This is a genomic window from Geothermobacter hydrogeniphilus (assembly GCF_002093115.1).
Lineage (GTDB): Bacteria > Desulfobacterota > Desulfuromonadia > Desulfuromonadales > Geothermobacteraceae > Geothermobacter_A > Geothermobacter_A hydrogeniphilus.
Genome location: NZ_NAAD01000011.1, coordinates 91,158 through 116,540 on the forward strand (window position 1 = coordinate 91,158; position 25,383 = coordinate 116,540).

Annotated in this window: 23 protein-coding genes; 3 read left to right on the forward strand and 20 right to left on the reverse strand. The window is 58.9% G+C overall.

Translation table 11 applies throughout. The features are described from left to right. Positions 1–116: 116 nt before the first annotated feature. From B5V00_RS09830 to B5V00_RS09845, 4 genes are all read right to left on the reverse strand, one after another. Positions 117–1,076 (reverse strand): carbonic anhydrase, encoded by a 960-nt coding sequence (locus B5V00_RS09830; RefSeq protein WP_216355477.1) that lies wholly within the window; start codon positions 1,074–1,076, stop codon positions 117–119. A gap of 359 nt (positions 1,077–1,435) precedes the next feature. Next, the gene (locus tag B5V00_RS09835; protein WP_085010617.1) at positions 1,436–4,888 is read right to left on the reverse strand and encodes a pyruvate carboxylase; all 3,453 of its coding nucleotides are present in this window, start codon (positions 4,886–4,888) and stop codon (positions 1,436–1,438) included. A gap of 315 nt (positions 4,889–5,203) precedes the next feature. Beyond that, positions 5,204–5,989 (reverse strand): slipin family protein, encoded by a 786-nt coding sequence (locus tag B5V00_RS09840; protein WP_085010655.1) that lies wholly within the window; start codon positions 5,987–5,989, stop codon positions 5,204–5,206. Further along, positions 5,989–7,335, reverse strand: coding sequence for an NfeD family protein (locus B5V00_RS09845; protein ID WP_085010618.1), 1,347 nt, complete (start codon positions 7,333–7,335; stop codon positions 5,989–5,991). Before B5V00_RS09845 ends, B5V00_RS09840 begins: the two co-directional genes overlap by 1 nt. A 124-nt stretch (positions 7,336–7,459) precedes the next feature. On the opposite strand from B5V00_RS09845, the gene B5V00_RS09850 reads away from it, so the two are divergent. Continuing rightward, entirely contained in the window at positions 7,460–8,866 is a 1,407-nt protein-coding gene (locus B5V00_RS09850; protein WP_085010619.1) for a sigma-54-dependent transcriptional regulator, read from the forward strand. On the opposite strand, the gene B5V00_RS09855 is transcribed toward B5V00_RS09850, so the two are convergent. Next, on the reverse strand, positions 8,849–9,757 hold the full coding sequence (locus B5V00_RS09855; protein WP_085010620.1) for a selenium metabolism-associated LysR family transcriptional regulator: 909 nt from the start codon (positions 9,755–9,757) through the stop codon (positions 8,849–8,851). The genes B5V00_RS09850 and B5V00_RS09855 overlap by 18 nt on opposite strands. 185 nt (positions 9,758–9,942) lie before the next feature. On the opposite strand from B5V00_RS09855, the gene B5V00_RS09860 reads away from it, so the two are divergent. Then, positions 9,943–11,271: a glycerate kinase type-2 family protein gene (locus B5V00_RS09860; RefSeq protein ID WP_216355478.1), complete on the forward strand. Its 1,329-nt coding sequence runs from the start codon at positions 9,943–9,945 to the stop codon at positions 11,269–11,271. A gap of 175 nt (positions 11,272–11,446) precedes the next feature. Here B5V00_RS09860 and B5V00_RS09865 read toward each other — a convergent pair whose 3' ends face one another. Genes B5V00_RS09865 through B5V00_RS09875 form a run of 3 tightly spaced genes read right to left on the reverse strand, consistent with a single transcriptional unit; the run spans position 11,447 to position 13,696 of the window. Next, a complete protein-coding gene (locus B5V00_RS09865; RefSeq protein ID WP_085010622.1) occupies positions 11,447–12,226 on the reverse strand; it encodes an ABC transporter permease in 780 nt (259 codons plus the stop codon). Further along, positions 12,223–12,969 carry an ABC transporter ATP-binding protein gene (locus B5V00_RS09870; protein ID WP_085010623.1) on the reverse strand — a complete coding sequence of 249 codons (747 nt, stop codon included), beginning with the start codon at positions 12,967–12,969 and terminating at the stop codon, positions 12,223–12,225. The genes B5V00_RS09865 and B5V00_RS09870 overlap by 4 nt, the downstream gene beginning before the upstream one ends. Before the next feature lie 10 nt (positions 12,970–12,979). Beyond that, complete coding sequence (locus tag B5V00_RS09875) at positions 12,980–13,696, reverse strand: uracil-DNA glycosylase (protein ID WP_085010624.1); 717 nt, start codon at positions 13,694–13,696, stop codon at positions 12,980–12,982. Positions 13,697–13,849: 153 nt separating this feature from the next. Between B5V00_RS09875 and B5V00_RS09880 the strand changes: the two genes are divergently transcribed. Then, positions 13,850–14,761, forward strand: coding sequence for a zinc dependent phospholipase C family protein (locus B5V00_RS09880; RefSeq protein ID WP_085010625.1), 912 nt, complete (start codon positions 13,850–13,852; stop codon positions 14,759–14,761). Here the strand turns inward: B5V00_RS09880 and coaBC are convergent. From coaBC to B5V00_RS09940, 12 genes are all read right to left on the reverse strand, one after another. Continuing rightward, positions 14,750–15,958, reverse strand: coding sequence for a bifunctional phosphopantothenoylcysteine decarboxylase/phosphopantothenate--cysteine ligase CoaBC (coaBC, locus tag B5V00_RS09885; protein ID WP_085010626.1), 1,209 nt, complete (start codon positions 15,956–15,958; stop codon positions 14,750–14,752). The two genes, B5V00_RS09880 and coaBC, sit on opposite strands and share 12 nt — an antisense overlap. 38 nt (positions 15,959–15,996) lie before the next feature. Beyond that, entirely contained in the window at positions 15,997–16,620 is a 624-nt protein-coding gene (locus B5V00_RS09890) for an MBL fold metallo-hydrolase (RefSeq protein ID WP_085010627.1), read from the reverse strand. Continuing rightward, positions 16,617–17,747 (reverse strand): 3'-5' exoribonuclease YhaM family protein, encoded by a 1,131-nt coding sequence (locus B5V00_RS09895; protein ID WP_085010628.1) that lies wholly within the window; start codon positions 17,745–17,747, stop codon positions 16,617–16,619. The genes B5V00_RS09890 and B5V00_RS09895 overlap by 4 nt, the downstream gene beginning before the upstream one ends. Then, positions 17,744–19,333, reverse strand: coding sequence for an NAD(P)/FAD-dependent oxidoreductase (locus tag B5V00_RS09900; RefSeq protein WP_085010629.1), 1,590 nt, complete (start codon positions 19,331–19,333; stop codon positions 17,744–17,746). The genes B5V00_RS09895 and B5V00_RS09900 overlap by 4 nt, the downstream gene beginning before the upstream one ends. A gap of 22 nt (positions 19,334–19,355) precedes the next feature. Further along, positions 19,356–20,516 (reverse strand): hybrid sensor histidine kinase/response regulator, encoded by a 1,161-nt coding sequence (locus B5V00_RS09905; protein WP_139800726.1) that lies wholly within the window; start codon positions 20,514–20,516, stop codon positions 19,356–19,358. Positions 20,517–20,685: 169 nt separating this feature from the next. Beyond that, positions 20,686–21,138 (reverse strand): universal stress protein, encoded by a 453-nt coding sequence (locus B5V00_RS09910; protein ID WP_085010631.1) that lies wholly within the window; start codon positions 21,136–21,138, stop codon positions 20,686–20,688. Between the two features lie 39 nt (positions 21,139–21,177). Then, positions 21,178–21,546 (reverse strand): response regulator, encoded by a 369-nt coding sequence (locus tag B5V00_RS09915; RefSeq protein WP_085010632.1) that lies wholly within the window; start codon positions 21,544–21,546, stop codon positions 21,178–21,180. A 120-nt stretch (positions 21,547–21,666) separates the two neighbouring features. Next, the gene (locus B5V00_RS09920; RefSeq protein WP_085010633.1) at positions 21,667–22,476 is read right to left on the reverse strand and encodes a purine-nucleoside phosphorylase; all 810 of its coding nucleotides are present in this window, start codon (positions 22,474–22,476) and stop codon (positions 21,667–21,669) included. 2 nt (positions 22,477–22,478) lie between these two features. Then, a complete protein-coding gene (locus tag B5V00_RS09925) occupies positions 22,479–23,018 on the reverse strand; it encodes a response regulator (RefSeq protein ID WP_085010634.1) in 540 nt (179 codons plus the stop codon). 142 nt (positions 23,019–23,160) lie between these two features. Then, positions 23,161–23,901: a tetratricopeptide repeat protein gene (locus B5V00_RS09930; protein ID WP_085010635.1), complete on the reverse strand. Its 741-nt coding sequence runs from the start codon at positions 23,899–23,901 to the stop codon at positions 23,161–23,163. Between the two features lie 11 nt (positions 23,902–23,912). Next, positions 23,913–24,452, reverse strand: a complete 540-nt coding sequence (locus B5V00_RS09935; protein WP_139800727.1) for a hypothetical protein — start codon at positions 24,450–24,452, stop codon at positions 23,913–23,915. A gap of 5 nt (positions 24,453–24,457) precedes the next feature. Continuing rightward, positions 24,458–25,366 carry a PfkB family carbohydrate kinase gene (locus B5V00_RS09940; RefSeq protein WP_085010637.1) on the reverse strand — a complete coding sequence of 303 codons (909 nt, stop codon included), beginning with the start codon at positions 25,364–25,366 and terminating at the stop codon, positions 24,458–24,460. Positions 25,367–25,383 lie beyond the last annotated feature (17 nt).

Sequence of the window (25,383 nt, forward strand, 5' to 3'; positions counted from 1 at the left end):
AGGGGACAAACAGGCGGAAGTGTAATGACGGTTCCGGCACCGTGAAAAGCCGGTAAACGACAGATCCTCCTGTCGGGCTCCCCCGAACCGGAATCCGGGAGCCCGACAGGAGGAGACTATTCCAGCACCAGCCGGGCGTTGAGCGGCTGGACCGGACGGTTGTTCGGGCCGCCGAGGATCCGGGAAAACTGTTCAACCTGTTGCCGGGAAACCGTGGGATGTTCTTTCATCACCAGCCAGATGACCCCCTGGCTGCAGGGAGGCGTGGTCAGCGAGCCGTTGAAACGGTAATAGTCGCGGTCTTTCGGCAACAGGTCACCGGCCTTCACCTGCGCATTCAGAATCGCCTTGTCACCGCTTTTCTCCGGCATCTGCGACCAGAGCCTGGCCAGCGCGTTGTTGGCATCTCCCAGCTCATAAAGAACTGAAACGACCGCCAGGTTGCCGTCCTTGTCAGCATGGACCAGGTGGGCTTCGAGAGGGTAGGACTTGCCGTCAATCAGATTTTCGCTCGGGGCATGGAAGTGAAACTGCTTGAGTTCGAAGCCGCGGCCATCGATCACCAGGACGATTCCGGGGACGTAGTTGGCCTGCACAGTATGACCGTTATTGAGAATTTCGACCGCCATCCCCGAATAATTGAAATCGAGAACGGGAAGTTCGGCATCAACGAACCCCCGCAGATCAACGGGAGACTGGTTCCTGCCGCTGCCGCAGATTGCATAGTCAGCCGAAAGAGCACTCCAGTTGGCAGGGGCACCGGGTCCGCGATAACCCCAGTGAACGGTATGCTCCTGCCCTTCCCCCTGCATAGCGTTCTCATGGCGGGCATGCTGGGCAGCCATGCCGTGAGCCATCTGCTTGGCATGTTCCTGCTGTTCGTCAGACATTTTGGCGGATGAATTTTCTCGCGAAAGACTTTCAACAACAGCCGCAGGTGATGGGGAGGTCTTCACTGCTCCGATGGCTGCAACCGGAGAGGAGGACGTATTCTCTTCCGGCGAGGAACCACCGGTGAGATAGATTCCAAAGGCGATCAGGGCGATAAAAACAACAGCAATGGCGGCAATACGCATAATCACTCCTTGAAACGGTCAGATTGGTTGGTCTAAAAACGTTACCAGAGAACAGATATTTTTCCACCGCAACCAGACCGGGCGACACCGGGTCAAACCCAAATCCACCGGCAATTTCGGGATTCGGCTGTCGTTACGGCTGAATCTGTTTCGTTGCCTTCACCGCTTCGGTGCTCAACGTAGCTCGGCTACGTCTGCGCCCGAATCGGCGCGGCGCCTCGCATCTCCACCCGTTCCGCCACCCTCGGTCCACAAAACAGCCGGTGGATTTGGGTCAAAAACAAAAAAACGGCCAGGTTCTGCAACCCGGCCGGGAGGGATGTTGAAAATTCTGATCGTGGAGGGAAATTCCTCCGGCGTCAGGCGAGTACCACCAGCAGATCATCCTGGTCAACCTGATCCCCTTCGGCAAAGAGGATCTCCTTGACCGTCCCGGCCAGCTTCGCCTTGACGTTGGTTTCCATCTTCATCGCCTCGGTGGCCAGCAGCGTATCCCCTTCGGCGACTTCGTCGCCGACATTAACCAGCAGCTTGAAGATCTTGCCCGGCATCGGCGCCCCGACCTGTTTTTCATCATCCGGGTCGGCCTTGACATGGGCCGTCCCCTCGGTCTCGACCGACAGGTCCTTCACCACGGCCGAACGCGGCATGCCGTTCAGTTCATAATAGATATTGCGGGTGCCGTCTTCATGCACGCGGCCGATGGCGTTGAGCTTGATAATCAGGGTCTTGCCCTCCTGGATGTCGATGGTGACTTCCTCACCGACCTCCAGGCCGTAGAAGAAGACCGGGGTCGGCAGCACCGAGGTATCGGAATAGGTCTGCCGGTGACGATCGAACTCCTCGAAAACGCCGGGATAGAGAACCGCGGAAAGGACATCCCGGTCCGACACCTGATGGCCGAGCTTTTTCTCCAGTTCAACCTTTTTGGCCGCAAGGTCGACCGGCTCCAACAGTTCACCGGGGCGGCAGGTGAGCGGCTCCTCGTCCTTGAGAATGATCTTCTGCAATTCTTTCGGAAAGCCGCCGTAGGGCTGGCCAATCATCCCCTTGAAGAAGTCGATCACCCCCTGAGGAAAGGTCAGTTCGTGGCCGCGCTCCATGACATCCTCGGGTTCAAGATTGTTCTGGATCATGAACATCGCCATGTCGCCGACAATCTTGGAACTCGGGGTCACCTTGACCAGGTCGCCGAACATGTCATTGACCTTGCGGTACATCTGCTTGCACTCTTCCCAGCGGTGCCCGAGGCCGAGACCTTCAACCTGCGGCTTGTAGTTGGAATACTGACCACCGGGAATCTCGTGTTCGTAGACCTGGGCGGTGCCGCTGCGCAATTCGGACTCGAAAGGCGCATAGTAAGTCCGTACCGTCTCCCAGTAGTTGGCCAGCTGCTGCAGACCATCGCGGTCGAGCTGCGGGTCCCAGATCGACCCTTCGAGTGCCGCCAACAGGGCATTCATGTTCGGCTGTGCGGTGAGACCGGAGACCGAAGAGAGTGCCGCATCGACGATATCAACACCGGCCTGGGCGGCCATCATCAGCATCGCGCCGCCATTGCTCGACGTATCGTGAGTGTGAAGATGCACCGGGATGCCGATCTCGTTCTTCAGCGCCTTGACCAGTTTTTCAGCAGCAAACGGCTTGAGTAGACCGGCCATATCCTTGATGGCGAGAATATGGGCACCCATCCGCTCCAGTTCCTTCGCCATGTCGACGTAGTACTGCAACGGATACTTGTCCCGTTTCAGGTCGAGGATATCGCCGGTGTAGCAGATCGCCGCCTCGCAGATAGCGCCTTCTTTGCACACCGCCTCCATGGCGACCTGCATTCCCCTGGTCCAGTTCAGCGAATCAAAGACGCGGAAGATATCAATCCCGCTTTGGGCCGCCTGCCTGACGAATTCCTGCACCACGTTGTCCGGATAATTGGTATAGCCGACAGCGTTGGAACCGCGCAGCAACATCTGGAAACAGATATTGGGAATCTTGGCCCGCAGTCGATCGAGTCTTTCCCAGGGATCCTCATTGAGGAAGCGCATCGAGACATCAAAGGTTGCCCCGCCCCACATTTCCAGCGAGAACAGTCCGCCGCCGAGATGCGCGGTGGCGGTGGCAATCCGATCGAGATCGCGGGTCCGAAAACGGGTCGCCATCAACGACTGATGGGCATCGCGCATGGTGGTATCGGTCAGCAGCAGGCTCTTGTTGCCGCGAGCCCATGCGGCCAGGCCCTCGGGCCCCTTTTCACGCAGGATATCGCGACTGCCGCGAGGCAGCTGTTTCCCGTAAGGAATATCCGGGACTTCGGGCTCGCGCAGATCCTTGAACCGCAACCTCTTTTCCGGCGCGATACCGGGATAACCATTGACGGTGGTATGCCCGATCCAGGAGAGGATCTTGTTGGCGCGATCCTTCTTGACCGGCAGTTCAAAAACTTCGGGATGATTGTCAAGGAAGGAGGTGTTGCAGTTGCTGGCCAGAAATTCCGGATGGGTGATGACATTTTCCAGGAACCCGATATTGGTTTTCACTCCGCGGATACGGAATTCCTGAAGCGCCCGATTCATGGTGCGGGAGGCCTGGACGAGGTCGCGACCGAACGTTGAAACCTTGACCAGCATCGAATCGTAATGGGGAGTGATTTCAGCACCGGCATAGGCACTGCCGGCATCGAGCCGCACCCCGAGACCGGCCGCCGAGCGATAGACTTTGAGGGTGCCGAAATCGGGAGCGAAGTTGTTGGCCGGGTCTTCGGTGGTGATCCGGCACTGAATCGCCGCGCCGCGCAGTTCGATGTCCTGCTGGCTGCTGATACCGATTTCGGGATCAGAAAGTTTGCAGCCCGCAGCCACCATGATCTGCGCCTGGACCAGGTTGCGCATGGTGACCAGTTCGGTAACCGTATGTTCGACCTGGATGCGCGGATTCACCTCGATGAAATAGAACTTGCCGTCACCATCCATTAGGAACTCGACGGTCCCGGCATTGGAATAACCGACCGCGTTGCCGATCGCCAGGGCATAGTCACAGACCTGGTCGCGTTGATCCCCGGTCAGCGAAAGGGCCGGGGCGACTTCGATGACCTTCTGGTGACGACGCTGGATCGAGCAGTCGCGCTCGTAGAAATGAACCAGGTTGCCATGCTGGTCGCCGAGCAACTGGACTTCGATATGCTTCGGATTCTCGATGTAGCGTTCGAGAAACACGGCCGCATTGCCGAACGAGGCCTCGGCTTCACTGGCCGCCGAACGCAATCCTTCCTTCAATTCCGTCTGGTTGCGAACGACCCGCATCCCCCGGCCCCCGCCGCCGGCCGAAGCCTTGATGATGATCGGATAGCCGGCATTCCTGGCGAACAGCAACGCCTCTTCTTCGGTCTGGACCGGCTTTTCGGTCCCCGGCACCAACGGGACGCCGGCCTGTTGCGCGACCTCGCGCCCGGCGACCTTGTCCCCGAGATCACGCATGATCTGTGCCGTCGGCCCGATAAAAGCGATACCGGCCCGTTCACAGGCCTCCGCGAACTCGGCATTCTCCGCCAGAAAACCATAGCCGGGATGAATGGCATCAACCTCCTTGCGGCGCGCCAGTTCGACGATCTCCTCGTAGTCGAGGTAGGCGTCGATCGGCCCCTTCCCCTTGCCGACCAGGTACGCCTCGTCAGCCTTGTAGCGATGCAGCGAAAGGCGATCCTGCTCCGAATAGATCGCGACCGTACCAATCCCCAGTTCGGTACAGGCGCGAAAGATACGGATTGCGATTTCCCCGCGGTTGGCCGCCATGATACGACGGAATTTTTTTACTGCCATGAAACCTCCTCCAGAGTCTGGCCACTGATTTTTGCCTCGCTAAAACGAAACCAATCAAATCCCGAAATATTTTACTGAAACTAAAATTCTGCTGTAAAGTTAAAGACTTACAGCGGTATCAACAGTGCGGTCATCTAAACAAAGCCCCCCGTTACTGTCAATATAAAAAACTGTTTTACATTCTAAGTCTTTGATATCAAAAGGCTTTTATTACCGCTTTTCTCAGATAATACCCTTTAGCGAATTTTCCTTCCATATCTCGAATATTACCAGTAATGGTAATAGAAAAGTCAAAGGGTCAGGGCATTTCAATGGTCACGATTCAGAGGTCGGTTCAACATTATGTTTGCCGAACTCGATAAAGGGTTTGACCAGTTCGATAGGCAATGGGAAGAGGATGGTCGAATTCTTCTCGGTGGCGATTTCAGTCAGGGTCTGGAGATAGCGCAACTGCAGGGCGCCATTTTCCTGATTGATGATCTTGGCTGCTTCGGAAAGCTTGACCGAAGCCTGCAATTCACCCTCGGCATGAATGATCTTCGCCCGACGTTCACGCTCCGCCTCGGCCTGGCGGGCCATGGCACGCTGCATCTCGACCGGCAGGTCGATATGCTTGACTTCGACATTGCTGATCTTAACCCCCCAGGCATCAGTCTGCCGATCGAGAATTTTCTGCAGTTCGGAATTGATCTTGTCGCGGTGAATGAGCAACTCATCAAGCTCCGACTGGCCGAGAACGCTGCGCAGGGTGGTCTGGGCAAGTTGACTGGTCGCGTAAAGATAATTCTCCACGTCGATCAACGATTTTTGCGGTTCCATAACCCGGAAATAGAGTACCGCATTCACTTTCACAGAAACATTGTCGCGGGTAATGACATCCTGCGGAGGCACATCCATCGCCACCGTCCGCAGACTGACCTTTACCAGTTTATCAATCACCGGGATGATAAAACGCAGACCCGGCCCCTTGACCCCGGCGAACCGCCCGAGTCGAAAGACGACCCCACGTTCATATTCGAGCAGAATTCTGACCGCGCTGCCGATCAGAATCACCAAGATCGCGAACGCGACCGCCCATCCGACCAATCCGACTGGAATCATCATTCAGGTCCCCTTTCGGTTATTTCCGGATCTCTGTTTTCATCTGCGCGACCGATCCTGAGCCGCATATGGGGCAACATGCCCTGGACCACGATCTTCTCTCCCGCACTGATCTCATCATCACCGACGGCATCCCAATATTCTCCATGGACAAAGACCCGGCCTTCACCGGGGAAGGGGGTCAATGCTTCACCGATATCCCCGACCATCCCTTCCCGACCGGCGACGGACACCCTCTTCTGGGTACGCATGACGAAAAACATCGCCAGCAGGAAGAAACTGCTGAAGACAGCAACCGAGGCGGCGATCACCACCCTGGAAATCTGCAGGGCGGGGTCATCACCCCCGATCAGCATTAACGAACCGAGTGTCAGGGCGAGGATGCCGCCGACGGTCAACATGCCGTAGGAAGCAACCTTGACTTCCAGGATGAACAGCACCACGCCAACCAGAATCAGCAGCACGCCGACGTAGTTGACCGGCAGGGTCTGCAGCCCAAAAAAGGCCAGCAGCAGGGCAATGGCGCCGATGGCGCCGGGAAAAATCACCCCCGGCTGGGAAATCTCAAAAAAGATGCCGAGGATACCGAGCATCAGCAGCATGTAGGCGATGTTCGGATTGCCGAGAGTGTTGAGAATCTCCTGCCGCCAATCCATCTGCCGGTAGTCGATGCCGGCATCACCCGGAGCAAAAATCCGCTCCTCACCCGACCGCTGATAGCTACGACCCGCAAGGGCCTGAATCAACTCCGGAGTACTCTCCGCCATCAGGTCGACAACGCCCCGCTTGACCGCCTCACTGGCCGGCGTGGAAATACTTTTCCTGACGATTTGTTCCGCCCAATCCAGGTCGCGGCCGCGCTGTTCAGCAATGCTGCGGGCATAAGCGACAGCATCGTTGACCACCTTGGTGGTCATCACGTCTTCCCCGCCCTTGTCATCTTTTTTATTAACAACTCCGGGACCGATGCTGACCGGATGCGCGGCACCGATATTGGTGCCTGGAGCCATGGCGGCAAAATCAGCCGCCAGGGTTATCAGGGCGCCTGCGGAAGCCGCCCTGGCGCCGGACGGAGAAACATAGACAATAACCGGCACCCGGGAGCCGAGCTGGGCCTGGATAATCTGGCGCATGGAGGTATCAAGGCCGCCCGGGGTATCCAGCTCGAGAAGAAAAGCGACATTTTCACGATTGGCCGCGGCAATCTGTTCACTGATAAACTGCCCGGCGACCGGGTTGATGGCACCGCTCCAACGTACCGCGCGGATACTCTTGTCTGCGGCAGCCGGTGAAGCAACCCATAACAGGGGTGCCAACAGGGCCGTGAGAACAAGGAAAAACCTCATGGTGAAAGTGTAACAACCCGGAAGGGGGAGTCAAACCCAGTCGAAAGATTGTTCGGGATTGCAGAAACGGGAGTTTTGATGTTAAGCTGGCTCCGTCAATGAAATGACGGACCAGGGGGGAGTAATGAAACAACTGGCACAGATTCTTCTCATCGATGACGAACCGCGCAACCGGGAAGCTCTATCCCTGCTGCTGACCGGCAGCGGCTTCCAGGTTGAAGCGGTCGGCACCGGAGAAGAAGCCTTGAAAGTCCTGCAGCAGACCCCGTACGCCGTTGTGATCACGGATCTTTTTTTGCCGGGCGTCAGCGGCATCGATATCCTCAAACGGGTCAAGATCGACTATCCCTACACCAATGTGGTCCTGATTACCGGCAACGCATCGGCGGAAACAGCCGTCGAATCGATGAAGGAAGGGGCCTTCGACTACATCACCAAACCGATAGACTTCGAAAAACTGAAGATTATCGTCACCAAGGCCCTGGAAAAAAGCCAGCTGGTGGCGGAAAATCTCTATCTTCGACAGCAACTGCGCGGCAAATACGCCTTCGACAACATCATCGGCCACGGCCCGGCCATGCAGCGGGTCTTTTCCCGGCTGGAGAAGATTGTTCACACCGATTCAACCATCCTCATTCTCGGTGAATCCGGCACCGGCAAGGAACTGGTCGCCCGCGCCATCCACTTCAACGGCACCCGCCGCAACAAGCCGATCATTGCCATCAACTGTGGAGCAATCCCGGCCGAGCTGCTCGAAAGCGAGCTGTTCGGACATGTCCGGGGGGCTTTTACCGGCGCCGTTGCCGACAAACCGGGTAAATTCGAGCTGGCCGATGGCGGCACCGTTTTTCTCGATGAAATCGGCACCATGCCCCCTCCCCTGCAGATGAAACTGCTGCGGGTCCTGCAGGAACAGGAAATCGAACGGGTCGGCGGCAGGAAGCCGATCAAGATCAACGTCCGGGTCATTTCGGCGACCAACGCCGACCTGGAAGCCGATGTCAGGGCGGGGCGGTTTCGGGAAGACCTCTACTACCGACTCAACGTCATCCCGATCCTGCTGCCGCCGCTGCGCGAACGGCGCGAAGACATCCCCCTGCTGGTCAGACATTTCCTGCAGAAGAGCTGCCAGGAGATGCAGCGCAACCTGATGTCGGTCTCTCCCGAAGCCATGCAGGCCCTGGAGAGTTATGACTGGCCGGGCAATGTCAGGGAGATGGAAAATGTGATCGAACGCAGCGTCGCCCTGACCGACGGGGACCGTATCGGCAGAGCGGATCTGCCGCCCGATATCGGCGGGCTGGATGAGGATGCCGGCGACGGCCGCATCGCTCCCAGGGTCACGGAAAAAGGGATCGACATGCCGGCGACTATCGCCGAGATGGAACGGGAACTGATTCGCGACGCGCTCAGAATCGGCAACGGTGTCAAGGCCAGGGCTGCCGCCCTGCTCGGCATCAACCGCACCACCCTGGTCGAGAAAATCAAGCGGCTCGGGATGCAGGAAGAGTTGTCAGATCTCCGGAGCTGAATTCGCCGCCTTCCGCATATGGGACAGGAAAGCTTCGGCCAGGGGAGAAAGCTGGCGTTTTCGACGCAGGACCAGGTAAAAGGAACGACGCATGCGCGTCCCACGGATCGGCAGGGCGACCAGCTCGCCGCGATCCAGCTCGGATGCCACCGCCCGCAGACTGAGAATCCCCGCGCCGAGTCCGGCCAGCACCGCCTGGCGAACCGCTTCATTGCTGCCGAATTCAGCGACGATCCGCAGACTGCCGGGATCGCAACCGGCCTCGCGCAGGGCGGTCTCGGAAAAAACTCGGGTTCCGGAATCAACCTCCCGTTGCACGAACGGGAGATTCCCGAGCTGCTCCGGCGGCAATTCCGGCAACCCCGCCAGCGGGTGGCCGACCGGCAGAATGACAGCCAGCTGATCGTCCCACAGCGGTTCGAACGCGCAACGTGCCTCGCGAAAGCGACTGCCGGTCAGACCGAATTCATAGTCGCCCTCCAGCACTCCCTGCACAATCGCACCGCTGCCGGCAGTCCGGATCGAAACCCGGCAGGCGGGGTACTGCTGGCGGAACTGCTGAATCACGCCGGGCAGGATATAGGTGCCGGGAATGGTGCTGGCACCGATGCTCAAGGTTCCGGCCAACTCACCCCGGAAGGTGGCCATCGCCTGCCGGGCCTCTTCCCGCAACTGCAGGATCTGTCTGGCATAGGGGTAGAGTTTGCGACCGGCCGGAGTGGGGACAACCTCCCGCCCCATCCGGTCGAGCAGCCGTTCACCGACCGATTCTTCGAGCAGCCGCAACTGTTCACTGACCGAAGGCTGACTCAGGTGGACCGCTTCGGCGGCACGGGTAAAGCTTTTCAGTTCAACAATCCTGCAGAACAGGGTCAGACGCTTGATATCCATCGCGCAACAATCCTCAGATAAACACCTCGGGCCGGCAGGAGCCACTGATACAGTCGCCTCAATGTGCCACAAAGAGGCCGGGGATGCCAGAAAGACCTTTTAAGGCGGGCGCCGAAGAAGATAGATCACCGAAAGAACCGGACATCGATTTTGACAATTTCGTTTTTGAATCCGCTGGTGTTTCCTTGAATCTGAAGACAAAAAACAAGCAGCTGCGCGACCATGCTGAAACCATCTTCCGGGCCGCCGTTGCCGCCGTCGATCCGGCGGTCGCGGTCAGAAACAGCCTGCGGCTGGTTGATCGAACCCGGCTCAGACTGCTGGACGTGGAGACTCCCCTCCCCTCCGGCCGCATCCTGGTGATCGGCGCGGGCAAAGCGACAGCACCGATGGCCCGGGCCGTGGAAGAGATCCTCGGATCACGGATCAGCGAGGGACTGATCGTCACCAAGGATGGCCACGGGCTGCCCCTTGAGCATATCCAGTTGCGGGAAGCCGCCCATCCCATCCCCGACCGACGTGGCGAACAGGCCACCCGGCAGATTCTCGAACTCGTGGACAAGGCGACCGACGACGACCTGGTCATCACCCTGCTGTCAGGCGGCGGCTCGGCGTTGCTGGCCGCCCCGGCGGAAGGTCTGAGCCTGACCGATAAGGTCATCACCACCGACCTGCTGCTCGCCAGCGGAGCGGACATCGGCGCGATCAACTGCGTCCGCAAGCACCTTTCCGCTGTCAAGGGGGGGCAACTGGCGCGGCGGGCAGCTCCGGCCGCGATGCTGACCCTGGTGATCTCGGATGTCATCGGCGACCCGCTCGATGTCATCGCCTCGGGGCCGACCGTACCCGACCCGACCCGTTACGGCGAAGCTGAAGAGATTCTTCGCGACTGCAGAATTCTGCACCGCTGTCCCCGGGCCGTCAGGGACCACCTGCGCGCCGGTCGGATCGGGCAACGGGAGGAAACCCCGAAACCGGATGAGTTCCCGACAAACGGCCGAACCCGGATCATTGCCGGCAACACTTCCGCGCTTCAGGCCGCGCGCCGGAAAGCCGAAGACCTCGGCTATGATTGCCGGGTTGTCGATCACCGACTATGTGGAGAAGCCCGGGAGGCGGCCCGGCAGCTGGCCGCGGCGGCCTCTCGACCGGTCCTCCGACCGACCTGTCTGCTGGCCGGCGGGGAAACCACCGTCACCCTGACCGGCAACGGCAAGGGCGGTCGCAACCAGGAATTCGCCCTGGCCGCAGCGCTGGCCATCAACGGCCGGGACGACATCGTGATCCTGGCCGCCGGCACCGACGGCACTGACGGCCCGACCGACGCCGCCGGTGCCATCGTCGACGGCGGCAGCGTCGACCGCGGACGCGAAGTTGGACAGATCGCGACCTCCCACCTCGACAACAACGACAGCTACCCCTTCCACCGCGCCACCGGTGACCTGCTGATCACCGGGCCGACCCGCACCAACGTGATGGATATCTACCTGGCGCTGGTGACACCGGGGGATTGACCTGATCTTGATTGATGCTTTCGCAAAAAGCATCAAGAGAGTTGGCTAAGCAAAAAGCGCCAGCAGCAAGGCGTGCGATTGTCGAGCAATGAAACGTACTTACGTACGTTGAAGCAGCGAGACAAACGCAGCAACGCAGTTGCTGATGAGTTTTTGCGACACCATCTTGATTGATTCAGGATTTCAACCGCTGATCAGCGGTGAAATAATTCCGGTAACCGATATGCAGAATGAGCAAAGTGGTCAGCGCCACGGCGCCGGTGATGGCGCACATGATGGCGATCTGGTAGCGCACCGCGACAATCGGGGCGGTGCCGGAGAGGATCTGTCCGGTCATCATTCCCGGCAGGGCGACGATGCCCATCGCCGCCATGGTGTTGGTGGCCGGAATCATGGCGGCCTTGAAGGAACTGCCGAGCAGCGGCGCGACCGCCTGCCGCGGGCTGGCGCCGAGACAGAGAGCGGCCTCGATTTCGGTTCGCCCCCGACGAACCTGAACAGCGAGACGTTCGGCGGCAAGTGCGGCCCCATTCATCGAATTGCCGACGATCATCCCCGCCAGGGGAATCAGGTAACGCGGCTCGTACCAGGGTTCCACCCCCACCACGCCGACACAGAAGAACCAGGTCACCAGGCCGCAGCCGACCAGCAGCGCCCCGGCCATGACCCGGTAGAAATACGGCATCTTGTCCTGCACCCGGGAACCGATCACCTGCAGGGCGAAAAGCCCCATGACGGCCAATATCGCCACCACCGCCAGCGGATGGCGCAGGGCAAAGACCCCTTCCAGCAGGTACCCGACCGCCAGCAGCTGAACCACCATCCGCAACGAGGCACGAAGCAGGCCTCCACTGCCCCCATAACCCTGCCAGCGGATCAGCGCCGCGCTCAGCAGTACCAGGCCGTAGGCGAGTCCCAGATCAGCCAGATTAAGCTGCAGCAGATCGTCCGTCATGATTCCGGACCCTCCTTTTGACCGGCAATGAAACGGCCGACGCGGCTTTCCGCCCCATAACTGAAAAAGGACGCGACCGGACACTGCAGTTTCAGTTTTCCCGCCTCCATGAACAGCACCCGGTCAGCATGGTTCCGCACCCATTCGAGATCATGGCTGACCAGAACGATGGTCATCGCTCGACGGCAGAGGTGCCGCAGGGAACGACCGAGGGCCTCGGCGGTCGGGCGGTCGAGAGCACTGCCGGGTTCATCAAGCAACAGCACCTCGGGATCAAGACAGAGAGCGCGCGCCAGAGCCAGGCGCTGCTGCTGACCGATGGAGAGCTTCTCGGCGGGTTTTGACAAAAGATCCGGCGGGAACTGGCTCGAGGCGCAGAGTTCGCTCAGCCGTTGGTTGTCGATCGGAGCGATATCGGGATGAAACCGCAGACCGAACAGCAGATTGTCGCGGGCGGTTCCGGGGAAAATATGGGGTTGCTGGGGAACAAAAGCGACCTTGCGCCGCAGTCGGCGCGGTTCCCAGCAGCCGAGATCAAGACCGGCATAGCTGACCGTACCCGCGTCAGGAGCATCGAGGCGGTTCAACAAACGCAGCAGGCTGGTTTTCCCGCCGCCTGAGGGACCGACCAGGGCATGCAGCAACCCTTTTTCGAAATGAGTGGTGACATCGTCGAGCAGAGATTGGGGGCCTTCATCGCCGGGCACAGTCCGACAGACATGCTGCAATTCAAAGGCGGTCATTCTCCCTCCCTCAGCCACCGGGCCCTTCGAGACGACGCATGACCTGCTTCACATCCTCCCAGACTTCCCGCTTGGCGGTCGGATTGCGCAACAGGTAGGCAGGGTGAAAGGTCGGCATCAGGGGAATGCCCTGGTACTCGCGCCACTGCCCGCGCAACCGGCTGATCGCCGTCTGCTCACGCAGCAGAGCCTGTGAGGCGACACGACCGAGACTGATGATGACCTGCGGGGAGATGGCGGCCAGCTGCCGTTTGAGAAAGGGTTCACAGGCGGCAACCTCATCCGGTTCCGGGTCACGATTTCCCGGCGGCCGACATTTCTCGACATTGCAGATGTAAACGTCCGGACGCTGCAGCCCCATGGCAAAGAGAATGCGGTCGAGAAGCCGACCGGCTTCGCCGACGAACGGTTCACCGCGACGGTCCTCCTCACGGCCCGGGGCCTCGCCGACCAGTACCAGGCGCGCATCGGGGTTGCCGACTCCGAAGACGATGTGATTCCGTTTTTCGCACAGTTTGCAGCGACGACACTCACCGAGGTCGGCGCGAATCTGGTCCAGTGTTTCCCGGACATCAGCCTGGACGGGGGAATGATCGGCTGCAGTCTTCGACATCATCTCCTGCGACGGCAGGCTGATCTGCTCGATGCCGAGGTTGGCGAAATCCTCGATCAAACTTCGTGTCTGCCGTACCAGTTGAAAGATTTCCCTGTGCAACTTGTCGCCCATGGTGGCTTTACTTACCCCGTCTGCTTGTCTATGCTTGACCTGAACCGGTTCCGAACACTGGTCCAGACCAGTCTGAAACCACTTTTCCGCCCCGTCCCGGCTTGTCACTTCAAACCTGCGACCGCCGAACGGGAGCGCACCCCGGGACTCCCTATGGCACCACTGATTATCGGCCTGACCCTGCTGCTGGTGGCCTTCCCGAGCCCCTGCTGGGCCTGGGGAATCGGTTTTCACCTGCAGGTCGGCTCCCTGGTGCTGGAACGCATCGGACTGGTGGCGCCTCACCTGCAGGCGCTGCTGACCGCCTATCCCAACGACTACCTCTACGGCTGCATCAGCGCCGATATAACCCTGGGCAAGAAATTCACCCATTACCTGCGACACTGCCATTCCTGGCGCGTCGCCAAACAACTGCTTGCCGCGGCGCAAAATGACCCGCAGCGAGCCTGTGCCTACGGCTACCTCAGCCACCTGGCCATGGACACCGTGGCCCATTCCTATTTTGTTCCCTACAAGCTGGTACGAACCTTCAATACCGTGATGCTCAAGCACACCTACTGGGAGATGCGCATCGAGGCAAGTGTCGATCCGGAAACCTGGTCCCTGGCGCGAACCATCGCCCGCAAGAACTTCAGCGACAACGACGCCTTGCTGCGCAGCGTCATTGCCGACACCATTTTTTCCTTCGGCACCAACAAGCGGATTTTCAATTCGCTGCTGCTGCTCAGCCGTCTGCAGCATTGGCAGAAGATGATTCGTTCACTCGGCAGCAATTCCCGCTGGGAGATCAGCGACAGCGATCGCGAGGAGTATTTCACTCTCGCCCGGGTCGTCACTGAAAGCATACTCGCCGAGATGGAACTGAGCCCTTACTGGAAGGCTGACCCGGCCGGCGAACGGGCTCTCAACGCGGCCAGAATGATTCGCAAGAACCTCAACCTGCTGTGGCTCGACGGCAAATTGCCGGAAGCCGAAGCAGAACGCCTGCTACTGGAGTTGAAACCCCGGTTTCGCGAGGGGATCACCTGCCCGGAGCGACTGCTGGAAATGCTCTCATCCTTCTGATCGCTGCCGTTTGATTTCCAGGGCTTCATCAAGCAACCGGTCAGCCAGGGCGGTCTTGCTCATCTGCGGCAGTTCAAGGTTGCGGCCGTCACGATAGAGCAGACGGACAATATTGGTTTCGACATCGAACCCGGCCCCCTCGCGAGTGACATCGTTGGCGACAATCAGGTCAAGATTCTTGGCCTTCAGTTTGGCCGCGGCGTGAGCCACCAGCTGGTCGGTCTCGGCGGCAAACCCGATCAACAGCCGCGAACCGTTGAGTTCTCCAAGTTCCGCCAGAATATCCGGATTGCGCTCCAGTTCCAGCAGCGGCGCCTCCCCGGCCCCCTTCTTGATCTTCCGTTCGGCCCGCCTGATCGGCCGATAATCCGCCACCGCGGCCGCCTTGAAAACCATGCCGGCCTCACCGACGCGGTTCATCACCGCGTCGCGCATCTCAACAGCACTGGTCACCGGAATAAATTCCGCCACCGCCGGCCGCGGCAGACAGGTCGGACCGCTGACCAGCAACACCCGCGCGCCGCGCCGGGCCGCGGCGGCGGCAATCGCGTAGCCCATCTTCCCGGAGGAATAATTGCTGATGTAGCGCACCGGATCGATCTCTTCGCGGGTCGGACCGGCCGTGACCAGCACGGTTTCACCGGCAAGATCGGCCGGACGCAACAGACCCCGGGCCGCCTCCAGAATCGCCTCCGGTTCCGGCAGCTTGCCCTTCCCCTGCCAGCCGCAGGCCAGTTCACCGACCACCGGCTCGATAAAATGGTAGCCCAGTTCGACCAGGGTCGCCTGGTTGCGCTGGTAGAGGGGATTTTCATACATGTTGACGTTCATCGCCGGGGCGAACAGAACCGGAGCACGGGTCGCCATCAGGGTCGTACTGAGCAGATCGTCGGCAAGACCGGACGCGACCTTGCCGACCAGGTTGGCGGTAGCCGGAGCGATCACCATCAGGTCCGCCCGGTCAGCAAGGGAAATATGGCCGATTTCACGCTCCTGCAGCAGATTGAACAGCTCGCAGTGGACCGGGTTCCCGCTCAGGGTCTGAAAGGTCAGCGGGGTGACGAACTCGGCGGCGTTGCGGGTCATCACCACCTGCACCTCGGCACCTGCCTTGACGAACAGGCGAACCAGTTCGGCAGCCTTGTAGGCCGCGATGCCACCGCAGACCCCGATAACGACCTGTTTTCCGGAAAACATGTCCAACTCCTTTATTGAACCTGATTCAGGCTGTAAATTCAGCCGCCGATGAACGGATTGACCTGTTTCTCCCGGCCGATGGTGGTGTCGGGGCCATGCCCGCAATGAACGACGGTGTCATCCGGAAGAACCAGCAGTTTACGGCGGATGCCGGAAATCAGCTGTTCAAAGTTACCGCCCGGAAGGTCGGTTCGGCCCACCGAACCGGCAAACAGCACATCCCCGGCGAACAGATGGCCCGCCCCGTAAAGACAGATGCTGCCGGCCGAATGCCCCGGAACATGGGAAATGTCAAAATGGAGCCTGCCGACGTCGATCCGGTCTCCTTCGGCAACCAGGCGTGTCGGTTGCGGCGACTCCGTGGTCTGCAGGCCGTAAAGGGCCGCCTGACTCACGGCCAGTTCAATCAGCGGCACATCGTCAGCATGCATGCACAGTTCGGCGCCGGTCTCCTCGACCAGTTTGCAGTTGGCGCCGATATGATCGAAATGGCCGTGCGTGTTGACGATCGTCCGTACCTTCAGTCCGGAGTCGGAAATTCCTTTCAGGATAAGCTCCGCGTCACTTCCCGGGTCAACCAGCATCGCCTCCCGGGTTTCTTCGCAACCGACCAGGAAACAGTTCACCTGCAGGGGACCGACAGGCCAGGCATGGATAATCATGGTTCATCCTCGTCATTGGAAAAGAGGTTGAGGCTTTTGCCCTTGAGTTGTTCGGCCAGGGAGAAACTGAGAGGGTCGCTGTGCTTCTCCCGACTGTTTTTCTTCACCTCACGCGTACCCGGAATCAGCGGCAGCGGCTTAACCCTGGCGGGAGGTTCACTGTTTTCTTCATCGGACGTCGTGTCGCCCTTGAAAAAATAGCGGTCATAGAGCCGATGGTAACTGGTCCAGCTTCCCTCGCGATGGCTGTCTTTTTCGATATGACTGCGAATACCGTTCATCTTCGAATCGAGGTCGTCAATGAAATTCAGCACCACCGCCTCAAGGGTCTTGGGGCGTTTGGGGGATCCGTATTCATACTGGCCGTGGTGAGAAAGCAGCAGATGCTTCAGATGCACCGCCAGCGGCCGGGGAAAATCATCCAGCCGGACAAGCCGTTGTTCCAGCATTTCAACACCGATGATGATGTGTCCGAGCAACTTGCCTTCATCGGTGTAATCAAAGCTGCGGCGATAACTGAGTTCGGCAACTTTGCCGACATCATGCAGCAGGGCACCGACCACCAGCAGGTCGCGATCCAGCTCGGGGTAATGCCCGGCGACCTTGTCGATCAGCTCGGCAATCGACAGGGAATGCTCCAGCAGGCCGCCGAGATAAACATGGTGCATCGACTTGGCTGCCGGCGCGCTGCTGTAGCCCCGCAAAAAATCCTCATCGGCGAGAAACAGTTCCATCAGAGCCCGCAGATGAGGATTCCGCAGCCCGTCGACCAACTGCCGCAACTGTTCGATCAACTGTTCGGGCGATTGACTGGATGTCGGCAGAAAATCCCCCAGGTCAACCTCCGCTTCCGGAAGCTTGCGCAGATCCTGAACCACCAGCTGCATTTTCCCGAGATAGACGCTGGCCTTGGCCTGAACCTGGATGACATCGTCCTTTTCGAACCGGGAGGCGATTTCATCGACCCCGTCCCAGACTCGACCTTCGACTTCTCCGGTCCGGTCCATCAGTTTCAGAGTCAGGTAGGGTTTGCCGTTCTTGGCCATGGCCGTAACCTTGTCACGAACCAGGAAACTGCTTTCAACCCAGTCCCGCTCACGAATCGTGTTGACAAAAACCTTTTTCACAAAACCTCCCGGTCTCCAACCTGCTTGATAATCTGTTCGGCGGCTTTAAGTCCATCCAGGGCCGCGCTCATGATACCTCCGGCATAACCGGCGCCCTCACCGGCCGGATAAAGACCGGGATGTGAAAGGGATTCTCCGGAAACATCTCTTACGATCCGCAGCGGGGCCGAGGTCCGGCTCTCTATCCCGATCAACACCGCCTCGGCGGTCATGAACCCCCGCATCCGTCGATCGAAACGAACAATTCCCTGCTGCAGGGCGTCGACCAGATCGGACGGCAGCAATTCCCGCAGATCGGCCGAGGTCAACCCCGGTCTGCAGTCGCCACACAACGGCCCCTGCCCGCGACCAAGAAAAGCCATCAGGTTCTGGGCCGGAGCCCGATAGCCGCCGCCACCGGCCTTGAAGGCCCGCTCTTCCAGCCGCTGCTGGTAAAACATGCCGGCCAGAACCCCGGAACCGTAATCGCGTTGATCAACACTGACCACCAGGGCACTGTTGGAGCGCTCCGAGTCACGTCGGTAATGGCTCATGCCGTTGACCGCCAGGCGTTCCGACTCGGAGGAGGCATTGATCACCTCGCCGCCGGGACACATACAGAAACTGTAAACCCCACGACCACTCTTCGCGTCGTTCCATGCCAACCGATAATCGGCGGCCGGCAGCTTCGGATGACGATCGAGGCCGTACTGAATACGATTTATCAGGACGGCGGGATGCTCAACCCGCAGTCCGAGGGCAAACGGCTTGGCTTCGAGCTGAACACCGGATGACGACAGCATAGCATAAGTATCCCGGGCACTGTGCCCCGGCGCCAGAACCAGGGCATCACAGGAGACTTCATCGGCATCATTGATCAGGCCGCCGACAACCCGGCCACGGGAGACCTGCAGCCCGCTGAGACGACTGGAGAACCTGACATCGACACCGAGGCGCTGCAACTCTCCACGAAAACGGACCAAGACCCCGCGCAGGCGGTCAGTGCCGACATGGGGTTTGGCATCGACCAGGATCGATTCGGGGGCGCCGCAGTCAACCAGGGTCCGCAGGATGGTACGGATGCCGGGATGGTTGACGCGGGTGGTCAGTTTACCGTCGGAAAAGGTTCCGGCGCCACCCTCCCCGAACTGAACATTGCTTCGTTCATCAAGACAACCATCCGTCCAGAACCGTTCGACATCCGAGAGGCGCTCTTCCACCGGCCGCCCCCGTTCCAGCAGGGTGACCGCAACGCCATGGCGGGCAAGATTCCAGGCGGCAAAAAGCCCTGCCGGCCCCATACCGACAACCAGCACCCGCAACGGAACAGCGAGACGCTTGGCGGGGACCGGAACAATCTCTTCTTCCCTGGAAAGACGCCTGTTGCGCCGTTGGCGCCGCAACAGGGCATCCTCATCGGCCACACTGAAACGAACGGTAAAAACCCGCAGCACCAGTGGGCGTTTGCGGGCATCAATGGAGCGCCTGACAACCCTGAAACCAGACAATTCTGCCGGATCAAGATCCAGTGCGCGGGCCGTCTCAACCGGCAGCTCCGATTCATCCTGATCGAGCCGCAACGCGACTTCACGCAACAGAAGGGCCATAGGTCGTATCCCGTGGCTGCCGTCAGGCAACCGGCAGTTCGATCAGAAACCGGGCGCCGGCATCGACTGCGTTTTCAACCCGGATCCGCCCCCCAAGGGTCTTGACGATGCGCAACACCACCGAAAGGCCGAACCCGGTTCCCTTGCTCTTGGTGGTGAAAAAGGGATCAAAGATCTGACTGAGATGCTCCTCCGGAATCCCCGCGCCGGTGTCGCTGACCTCAATCTGCAGCACCTGATCGGCTCGACCGAGATGAATTTTAAGCCGACCGCCGTCCGGCATTTCATGCAGAGCGTTGGCGATCAGGTTGGAGAAGATCTGTTTCACTTCTTCGGGATCGGCCATGAACGGCTCGGCGGGGACCAGGGCGACATCCAGCTCGATTTTCTGGGCACGCAGCTGATCGCTGAAAGATTCCAGGACCGAACGGATCAGATCCGGCAGATTCACCTCAGACCGCGGTCCGAGCGGCTGGTTGCTGGTCGCCAGCAGTTTGACCAGCAGCTCGTCGATGCGATCAACCTCGTTGATGATCTTGTCGGCGTAGGTCACCAGTTCAGAGTCGTTCTGCACCGCACCGCGCAGCACCTGGGCAAACAGGCTGATCGAATTAAGCGGGTTGCGGATTTCATGAGCCATGCCGGCCGAGACATGGCCCAGGGCCGCCAGCTTCTCGGCCTGCAGAATTTCCGCGTGGGCCCGTTCCAGTTCCCGGCTTTTCTCTTCGACCCGGTGTTCCAGCTCAAGGTTCCACTCTTCGACCTCGCGCAGCAACCGCTCCCGCTCGCGACGCAATTCAAGATTGTTCAGTTCGATGCGGCGCAGGCGCAAGACCTGCTCAATACGATCAATGAGGTCGTGATTGGAGAAGGGCTTGAGAATATAGTCCGAAGCCCCGGCCTTCATCAGTTCAACAGCGATTTCCTCACTGCCCTTGCCGGTGAACATCACCACGTAACTGGAGGGGTACTCCTCACGGATCAACTTGAGAGCTGTCAGACCATCCATTTTCGGCATCATGTAGTCGAGCAGAACAACACTCGGCTGATGCCGACGCACCAGCTCAACCCCGGCAACACCATCTTCGGCGGTGTGAACTTCGTAACCACGGCTGGTCAGAATCATCGATGTCAGTTCGAGAATGATGCGCTCATCATCGACGACGACAATGCAATCTTTCATCTCGCTGTCCACCCTCCCCATCCAAGAGAACCCGAACCTACAGGGTATAATCGCTGATTCTGGATAAAGACACAAGATACCCCCTGTTTCAGCATTCTGACAAGTGGAAACAGGGGGTTGGGTCGATCAGGAAAGGCGGGAGGCGGTTTTCATCAGGCGGGCGGCACCATCAGTCATCACCCCGGCAGTGAACCGTCATGACCGGAACTGGCGACTTTCGAACCACCTTTTCGGCGGTGCTGCCGAACAGGACATGGTCAAGACCGGTTCGACCGTGGGTACCCATGACGATCAGGTCGGCGGATATTTCAACGGCCTTCTTGATGATCTCATCATAGGGAATACCCGGAACGACAAAGGTCGAAACCGCTTCGTAATCACCAACATGCGTTCGACAGAATCGCTCCATCATCTTCTGCGCGCCCTGCTCGATTTCCTCTTCGAGTTTTTCGAAGGTAATGTGGGGAACGTAGAAACCGCGAAGATCAACCGGTTCGTTGATCACATGAATAATTCCCAGTTGCGCGTTGAACTTCCGCGCCAGCAACAGGGCATGGCCAAAGGCGAAGTCCGAACTGTCGGAGAAATCCGTAGCGTAGAGAATGTTCCTGAAATCTTCCATGGCTCTTCCCCCTTCTCCCCCGAAACAACGACGGGGAATTCAGTTGGCGATCTTGCGCATGACTGACTTCAACTCGTCGAGCTTGACCGGCTTATGGATATATTCAAACGCCCCCAGGTTCATGGCTTCCAGATAGGATTCGACGCCGCCATACGCGGTAATCATGATGACATGGGTTCCCGGGTGATGATTGTGAATTTCACGAAGAAAGCTCAGACCATTCATCTCCGGCATGTTGATATCACTGATGACCAGGCTGACCGGTTCCCGGCTGAGGTATTCAAGTGCTTCCCCGGCATTGGCGGCACTGCTGACCTGGTAACCTTCCTGACTGAGCAGTTTGCTCAGACCGATACGCGCATTTTCCTCATCATCAACGATGAGAACTGTTTTGATTTCCTCTCCCAATGACAATCTCCCGGTTAGACTCTTCTTTAACAACCCTAGCACGACACGGGCCGATGTCAATCACGCGCCAACGCGATCACGACAACATTTTCCATTTATTTTTCAACATGTTGGATACATTCAACGAAAAGAACACCAGTTTTCCAGCAAGGCTTCAAACAACTGCCCGAACGGCCCGGACGCGGAGGCGCCGGCCGCCAGCACCTCCCGGTGGTCGAGGCTGGCGGCCGTCAGTCCGGCGGCAAGGTTGGTCACCAGCGCCAGACCGACAACCTGCAGGCCACAGGCTGCCGCCATAATGGCCTCCGGCACCATCGACATGGAAACCACATCGGCACCGAGCCTACGCAGCATTTCAATTTCTGCGGGTGTTTCATAGCTCGGCCCCGGCAGGGCGGCCAGAACTCCCCGCTGCAGGTTGATCCCCGCCGGTCCGGCGACGGCAGCCAGGCAGTCAAAAACATCCTGTCGATAAAGACGGCTTAAATCGACAAACCGCGGGGGAACCTCACCGGCAAGAGGGTTGTCGCCAAGCAGGTTGAGATGATCACGGAGCAGGACAAACGTCCCCGGCGTCATCTCCCGCGAAATCCCCCCGACGGCACTAGTAATCAGCAACCGGTCAACCGCAAGGGCTTTAGCGAGACGGACGGGAAAGGCGGCCTGACGCGCACTCAACCCCTGGTAGCAGTGAAAACGGCCGGCAAAAGCCAGAACGCGACGATCGCGAACCCGCAGGCAGAGAAGGCGGCCGGAGTGACCGGGTACAGGTGCGGCCGGGACACCCGGAAGATCACCGAAGGGCAACTCGCCAAGAACTTCACCGGAGGAAGCGGCATCAAAACCGGAGCCGAGAATAACGGCCAGGTCATAGTCTATGCTGCCGAACCGGCTGCGCACCAGGTCGGCAGCGGCTTGTATCTGAGGCATTTTCAGGAGTCCAGGAGTCGATTGACCCGTTGCAGGAGGTGTTCGGGCCGGAATGACTTGTTGAGGAAATCGTCGGCGCCGGCCAGGGTGACCTTGCGCGCCTCTTCTTCACCACGGAACACGCTGCTCATGGCCAGCAGGCGGGTATTTCTGATCGCCGGATCGGAACGGATCGCCCGGATCAGCTGGTAACCGTCCATCCTGGGCAATTTCAGGTCAAGAATCACCAGGTCGGGCACTTCCCGCCGAATCACTTCAAGAGCTTCCGCGCCATCTCCGGCCTTGAAAATTTCGATATCAAGCGGCTGCAGAATATCAAGCACCACTTCGCGGAAGAAACGCGCATCATCGACCACCACCACCTTGCTGCGGCGCCCGCAACTGCCATGGGTTCCCGATTTCTGATCCGCCGATTGCCGTGCCCTGAGGCGGACCTCAAAACCGGACTGGCATTTCGGGCACTTGACTCGCGCCACCTCGCGATTGATTTTCGAGGCGTCAATGCGATACCTGGCGGAACAATTGGGACATTGGATGATCATGACGCGCAAGCCTCACTCAACCGGGGCATTACGGAAACGGTCCATGAAACAGTATCGGCCGACGGGGATAAGAGTTTAGCAGAACCTGGTGACCACTTCCAACCTGCATCAGCATTTTCTGCTGACAACAGCGGGGCGATCCTCACTTCAACAGTTTCAGATACTGGCTGGCGAGGCGTCCCCGATCCGATTCCGGGGCGATATCGATGACCCGGGAAAACTCATCCCGGGCCTCTTTCATCTTTTTCTGCCGCATGTAGGACATGCCGAGGCGGTAGTGCGCCTCAAGATAATTCGGCACGAAAACCACGGCTTTCCGGTATTCGACGATTGCGAGATCGGGCTTGTCAAGCGCGTCGTAGGCCTCACCGAGGTAAAGACGGGCCTGCGGATACTGAGGATTGATCTGCAATGCGCGCTGGCAGGATTCAACGGCGTCAATATATTTTCCCAGCTTGATCTGCGCAACCGCCATACCGGTCCGGGCGACCTCGGGGGAGCCGAACAGCAGGTTGTCGGCCGCCAGGCGGAAATGCCGCAAAGCATCCTCCCAGCGTTGCATATCAAGATAGAGCGCCCCGAGGTTGTTGCGGATCTTCGGGTCGCCATGGGAATATTCAAGAGCCTTGAGATACTGCCCCTCGGCCAGTTCATAGGCCTTTTTTCGGTGATAGGCCTGGGCCAGTCCGGAACGGATGTCCGGGTTCTCGGGATCATCTTCGACGGCCAGCAGGAATTCTTTCAGGGCCTTGGTCGGGTTCCCCTCCTGCAGGTAAGAGAACCCGAGGGTTTCGTGGACACTGGCATCTTTCTTCACGTCGGCAACCGGGGTACAGGCCACCGGCAGCAACAGCGCCAGAACAATCAGAAGACGGAGCACCATGGCATCACCCCCTAGAGCATGCCCAGAAGGCGCCCGAGATTCTCGATGAAGTTACGACGTTTGATCTTCATTTCAGCAACTGTCCAACCTTTTTGCAATGGCGTACCCGGAGCCCCCCCGGAATCAGCTGCTTTCCCATCGACGTCAGATGCCATCCCCGTCGGAGTCGGCACTCCCCGCATGAGCGGGAGAGATTGCCAGAACCGGTCCCGATCCGGCTCCGGCATGCGGACAAAATCAAGATTGCCGAGCATGAACCCGAGCGTCTCGGCAAAATGGTTGGCCTCCCCGAGAACACGACAGGCCTCGTCCTTGCCGAGCGGGCCCTCCCGGTTGAGGTAAATCGCCAACCGGCAGGCTTCATGCAGATGCAGAATAATCGCCACCCGGAGCCCGCCGGTAACCTGAAAAACACAAATGTAGGCGGTCGCAAGTTGAGGCTCAAGCCCCGGCAGGCTGACCTGAACATCGCTCAGGGAACGTTCCAGCCTGAGAACCTGGCGGGCGGGAATATTCAACCTCAGTCGTTTTTCATCCCACTGAAACATCACCCTGGTCAGAGTCCTTCAAATTCGGTGAGCAGTTTGAAGCGCCGAAAACGCTCTTCGATATCACGGTACTCAAGATCCCGGAGCCGATCGAGACTGAAATTTTCCACAACAAAGGAGGCCATGACGCTGCCGAAAATAATGGCCTGGCGAATGCTCCCGTCACCAAAATTCCGGTTGGCGGCCAGGTAGCCCATAAAGCCTCCGGCAAAAGTATCACCGGCGCCGGTCGGATCGAATACCGTTTCCAGCGGATAGGCGGGAGCGGCAAAAATCGTATGCTCACTGAACATCAGCGCACCATACTCACCCCGCTTGATGACCACCGTTTTCGGTCCCATGGAAAGAATGGACTGAGCGGCCTTGACCAGGTTGGCCTCTTCAGCCAGTTGCCTGGCTTCGGCCTCGTTGATCATCAGGATATCGACCCTGGTCAGGGTTTTCAACAACGCCTCGCGCCGGCCCGAAATCCAGAAATTCATGGTGTCACAAACCACCAGTTCCGGATGACGCACCTGGTCCAGAACCTGGGACTGAAGTTCGGGGTCGATATTGCCGAGGAAAACAAAATCGGCGTCCCGATAGGACTCCGGCAGAATCGGCTTGAAGTTCTCGAAGACATTCAGGCGGGTGTCGAGAGTCTTGGCCTCATTCAGATCATAGCCGTACTCCCCCTTCCAGCGGAAAGTTTCTCCGGGGACAACCTTGACGCCTTCGAGATTCACATTGCGGGCCCGCAGAAAATCGAGATGTCGCTGCGGAAAATCCTCGCCGACCACCGCAACCAGGTTGATGTCGGCAAAAAAACTGGCTGAGGTTGAAAAATAGGTTCCCGAACCGCCGAGGACCTCCTCAACCCTGCCGAACGGGGTCTGTACCGAATCGAAGGCCACAGAACCGACCACCAGAATACTCATCACCTGCTCCTGAAACG

Coding starts and splice junctions, on each gene's coding strand:
- B5V00_RS09830 (WP_216355477.1), bottom strand. CDS start 1,076: ATGCGTATTGCCGCCATTGCTGTTGTTTTTATCGCCCTGATCGCCTTT.
- B5V00_RS09835 (WP_085010617.1), bottom strand. CDS start 4,888: ATGGCAGTAAAAAAATTCCGTCGTATCATGGCGGCCAACCGCGGGGAA.
- B5V00_RS09840 (WP_085010655.1), bottom strand. CDS start 5,989: ATGATTCCAGTCGGATTGGTCGGATGGGCGGTCGCGTTCGCGATCTTG.
- B5V00_RS09845 (WP_085010618.1), bottom strand. CDS start 7,335: ATGAGGTTTTTCCTTGTTCTCACGGCCCTGTTGGCACCCCTGTTATGG.
- B5V00_RS09850 (WP_085010619.1), top strand. CDS start 7,460: ATGAAACAACTGGCACAGATTCTTCTCATCGATGACGAACCGCGCAAC.
- B5V00_RS09855 (WP_085010620.1), bottom strand. CDS start 9,757: ATGGATATCAAGCGTCTGACCCTGTTCTGCAGGATTGTTGAACTGAAA.
- B5V00_RS09865 (WP_085010622.1), bottom strand. CDS start 12,226: ATGACGGACGATCTGCTGCAGCTTAATCTGGCTGATCTGGGACTCGCC.
- B5V00_RS09870 (WP_085010623.1), bottom strand. CDS start 12,969: ATGACCGCCTTTGAATTGCAGCATGTCTGTCGGACTGTGCCCGGCGAT.
- B5V00_RS09875 (WP_085010624.1), bottom strand. CDS start 13,696: ATGGGCGACAAGTTGCACAGGGAAATCTTTCAACTGGTACGGCAGACA.
- B5V00_RS09880 (WP_085010625.1), top strand. CDS start 13,850: ATGGCACCACTGATTATCGGCCTGACCCTGCTGCTGGTGGCCTTCCCG.
- coaBC (WP_085010626.1), bottom strand. CDS start 15,958: ATGTTTTCCGGAAAACAGGTCGTTATCGGGGTCTGCGGTGGCATCGCG.
- B5V00_RS09890 (WP_085010627.1), bottom strand. CDS start 16,620: ATGATTATCCATGCCTGGCCTGTCGGTCCCCTGCAGGTGAACTGTTTC.
- B5V00_RS09900 (WP_085010629.1), bottom strand. CDS start 19,333: ATGGCCCTTCTGTTGCGTGAAGTCGCGTTGCGGCTCGATCAGGATGAA.
- B5V00_RS09905 (WP_139800726.1), bottom strand. CDS start 20,516: ATGAAAGATTGCATTGTCGTCGTCGATGATGAGCGCATCATTCTCGAA.
- B5V00_RS09910 (WP_085010631.1), bottom strand. CDS start 21,138: ATGGAAGATTTCAGGAACATTCTCTACGCTACGGATTTCTCCGACAGT.
- B5V00_RS09920 (WP_085010633.1), bottom strand. CDS start 22,476: ATGCCTCAGATACAAGCCGCTGCCGACCTGGTGCGCAGCCGGTTCGGC.
- B5V00_RS09925 (WP_085010634.1), bottom strand. CDS start 23,018: ATGATCATCCAATGTCCCAATTGTTCCGCCAGGTATCGCATTGACGCC.
- B5V00_RS09930 (WP_085010635.1), bottom strand. CDS start 23,901: ATGGTGCTCCGTCTTCTGATTGTTCTGGCGCTGTTGCTGCCGGTGGCC.
- B5V00_RS09940 (WP_085010637.1), bottom strand. CDS start 25,366: ATGAGTATTCTGGTGGTCGGTTCTGTGGCCTTCGATTCGGTACAGACC.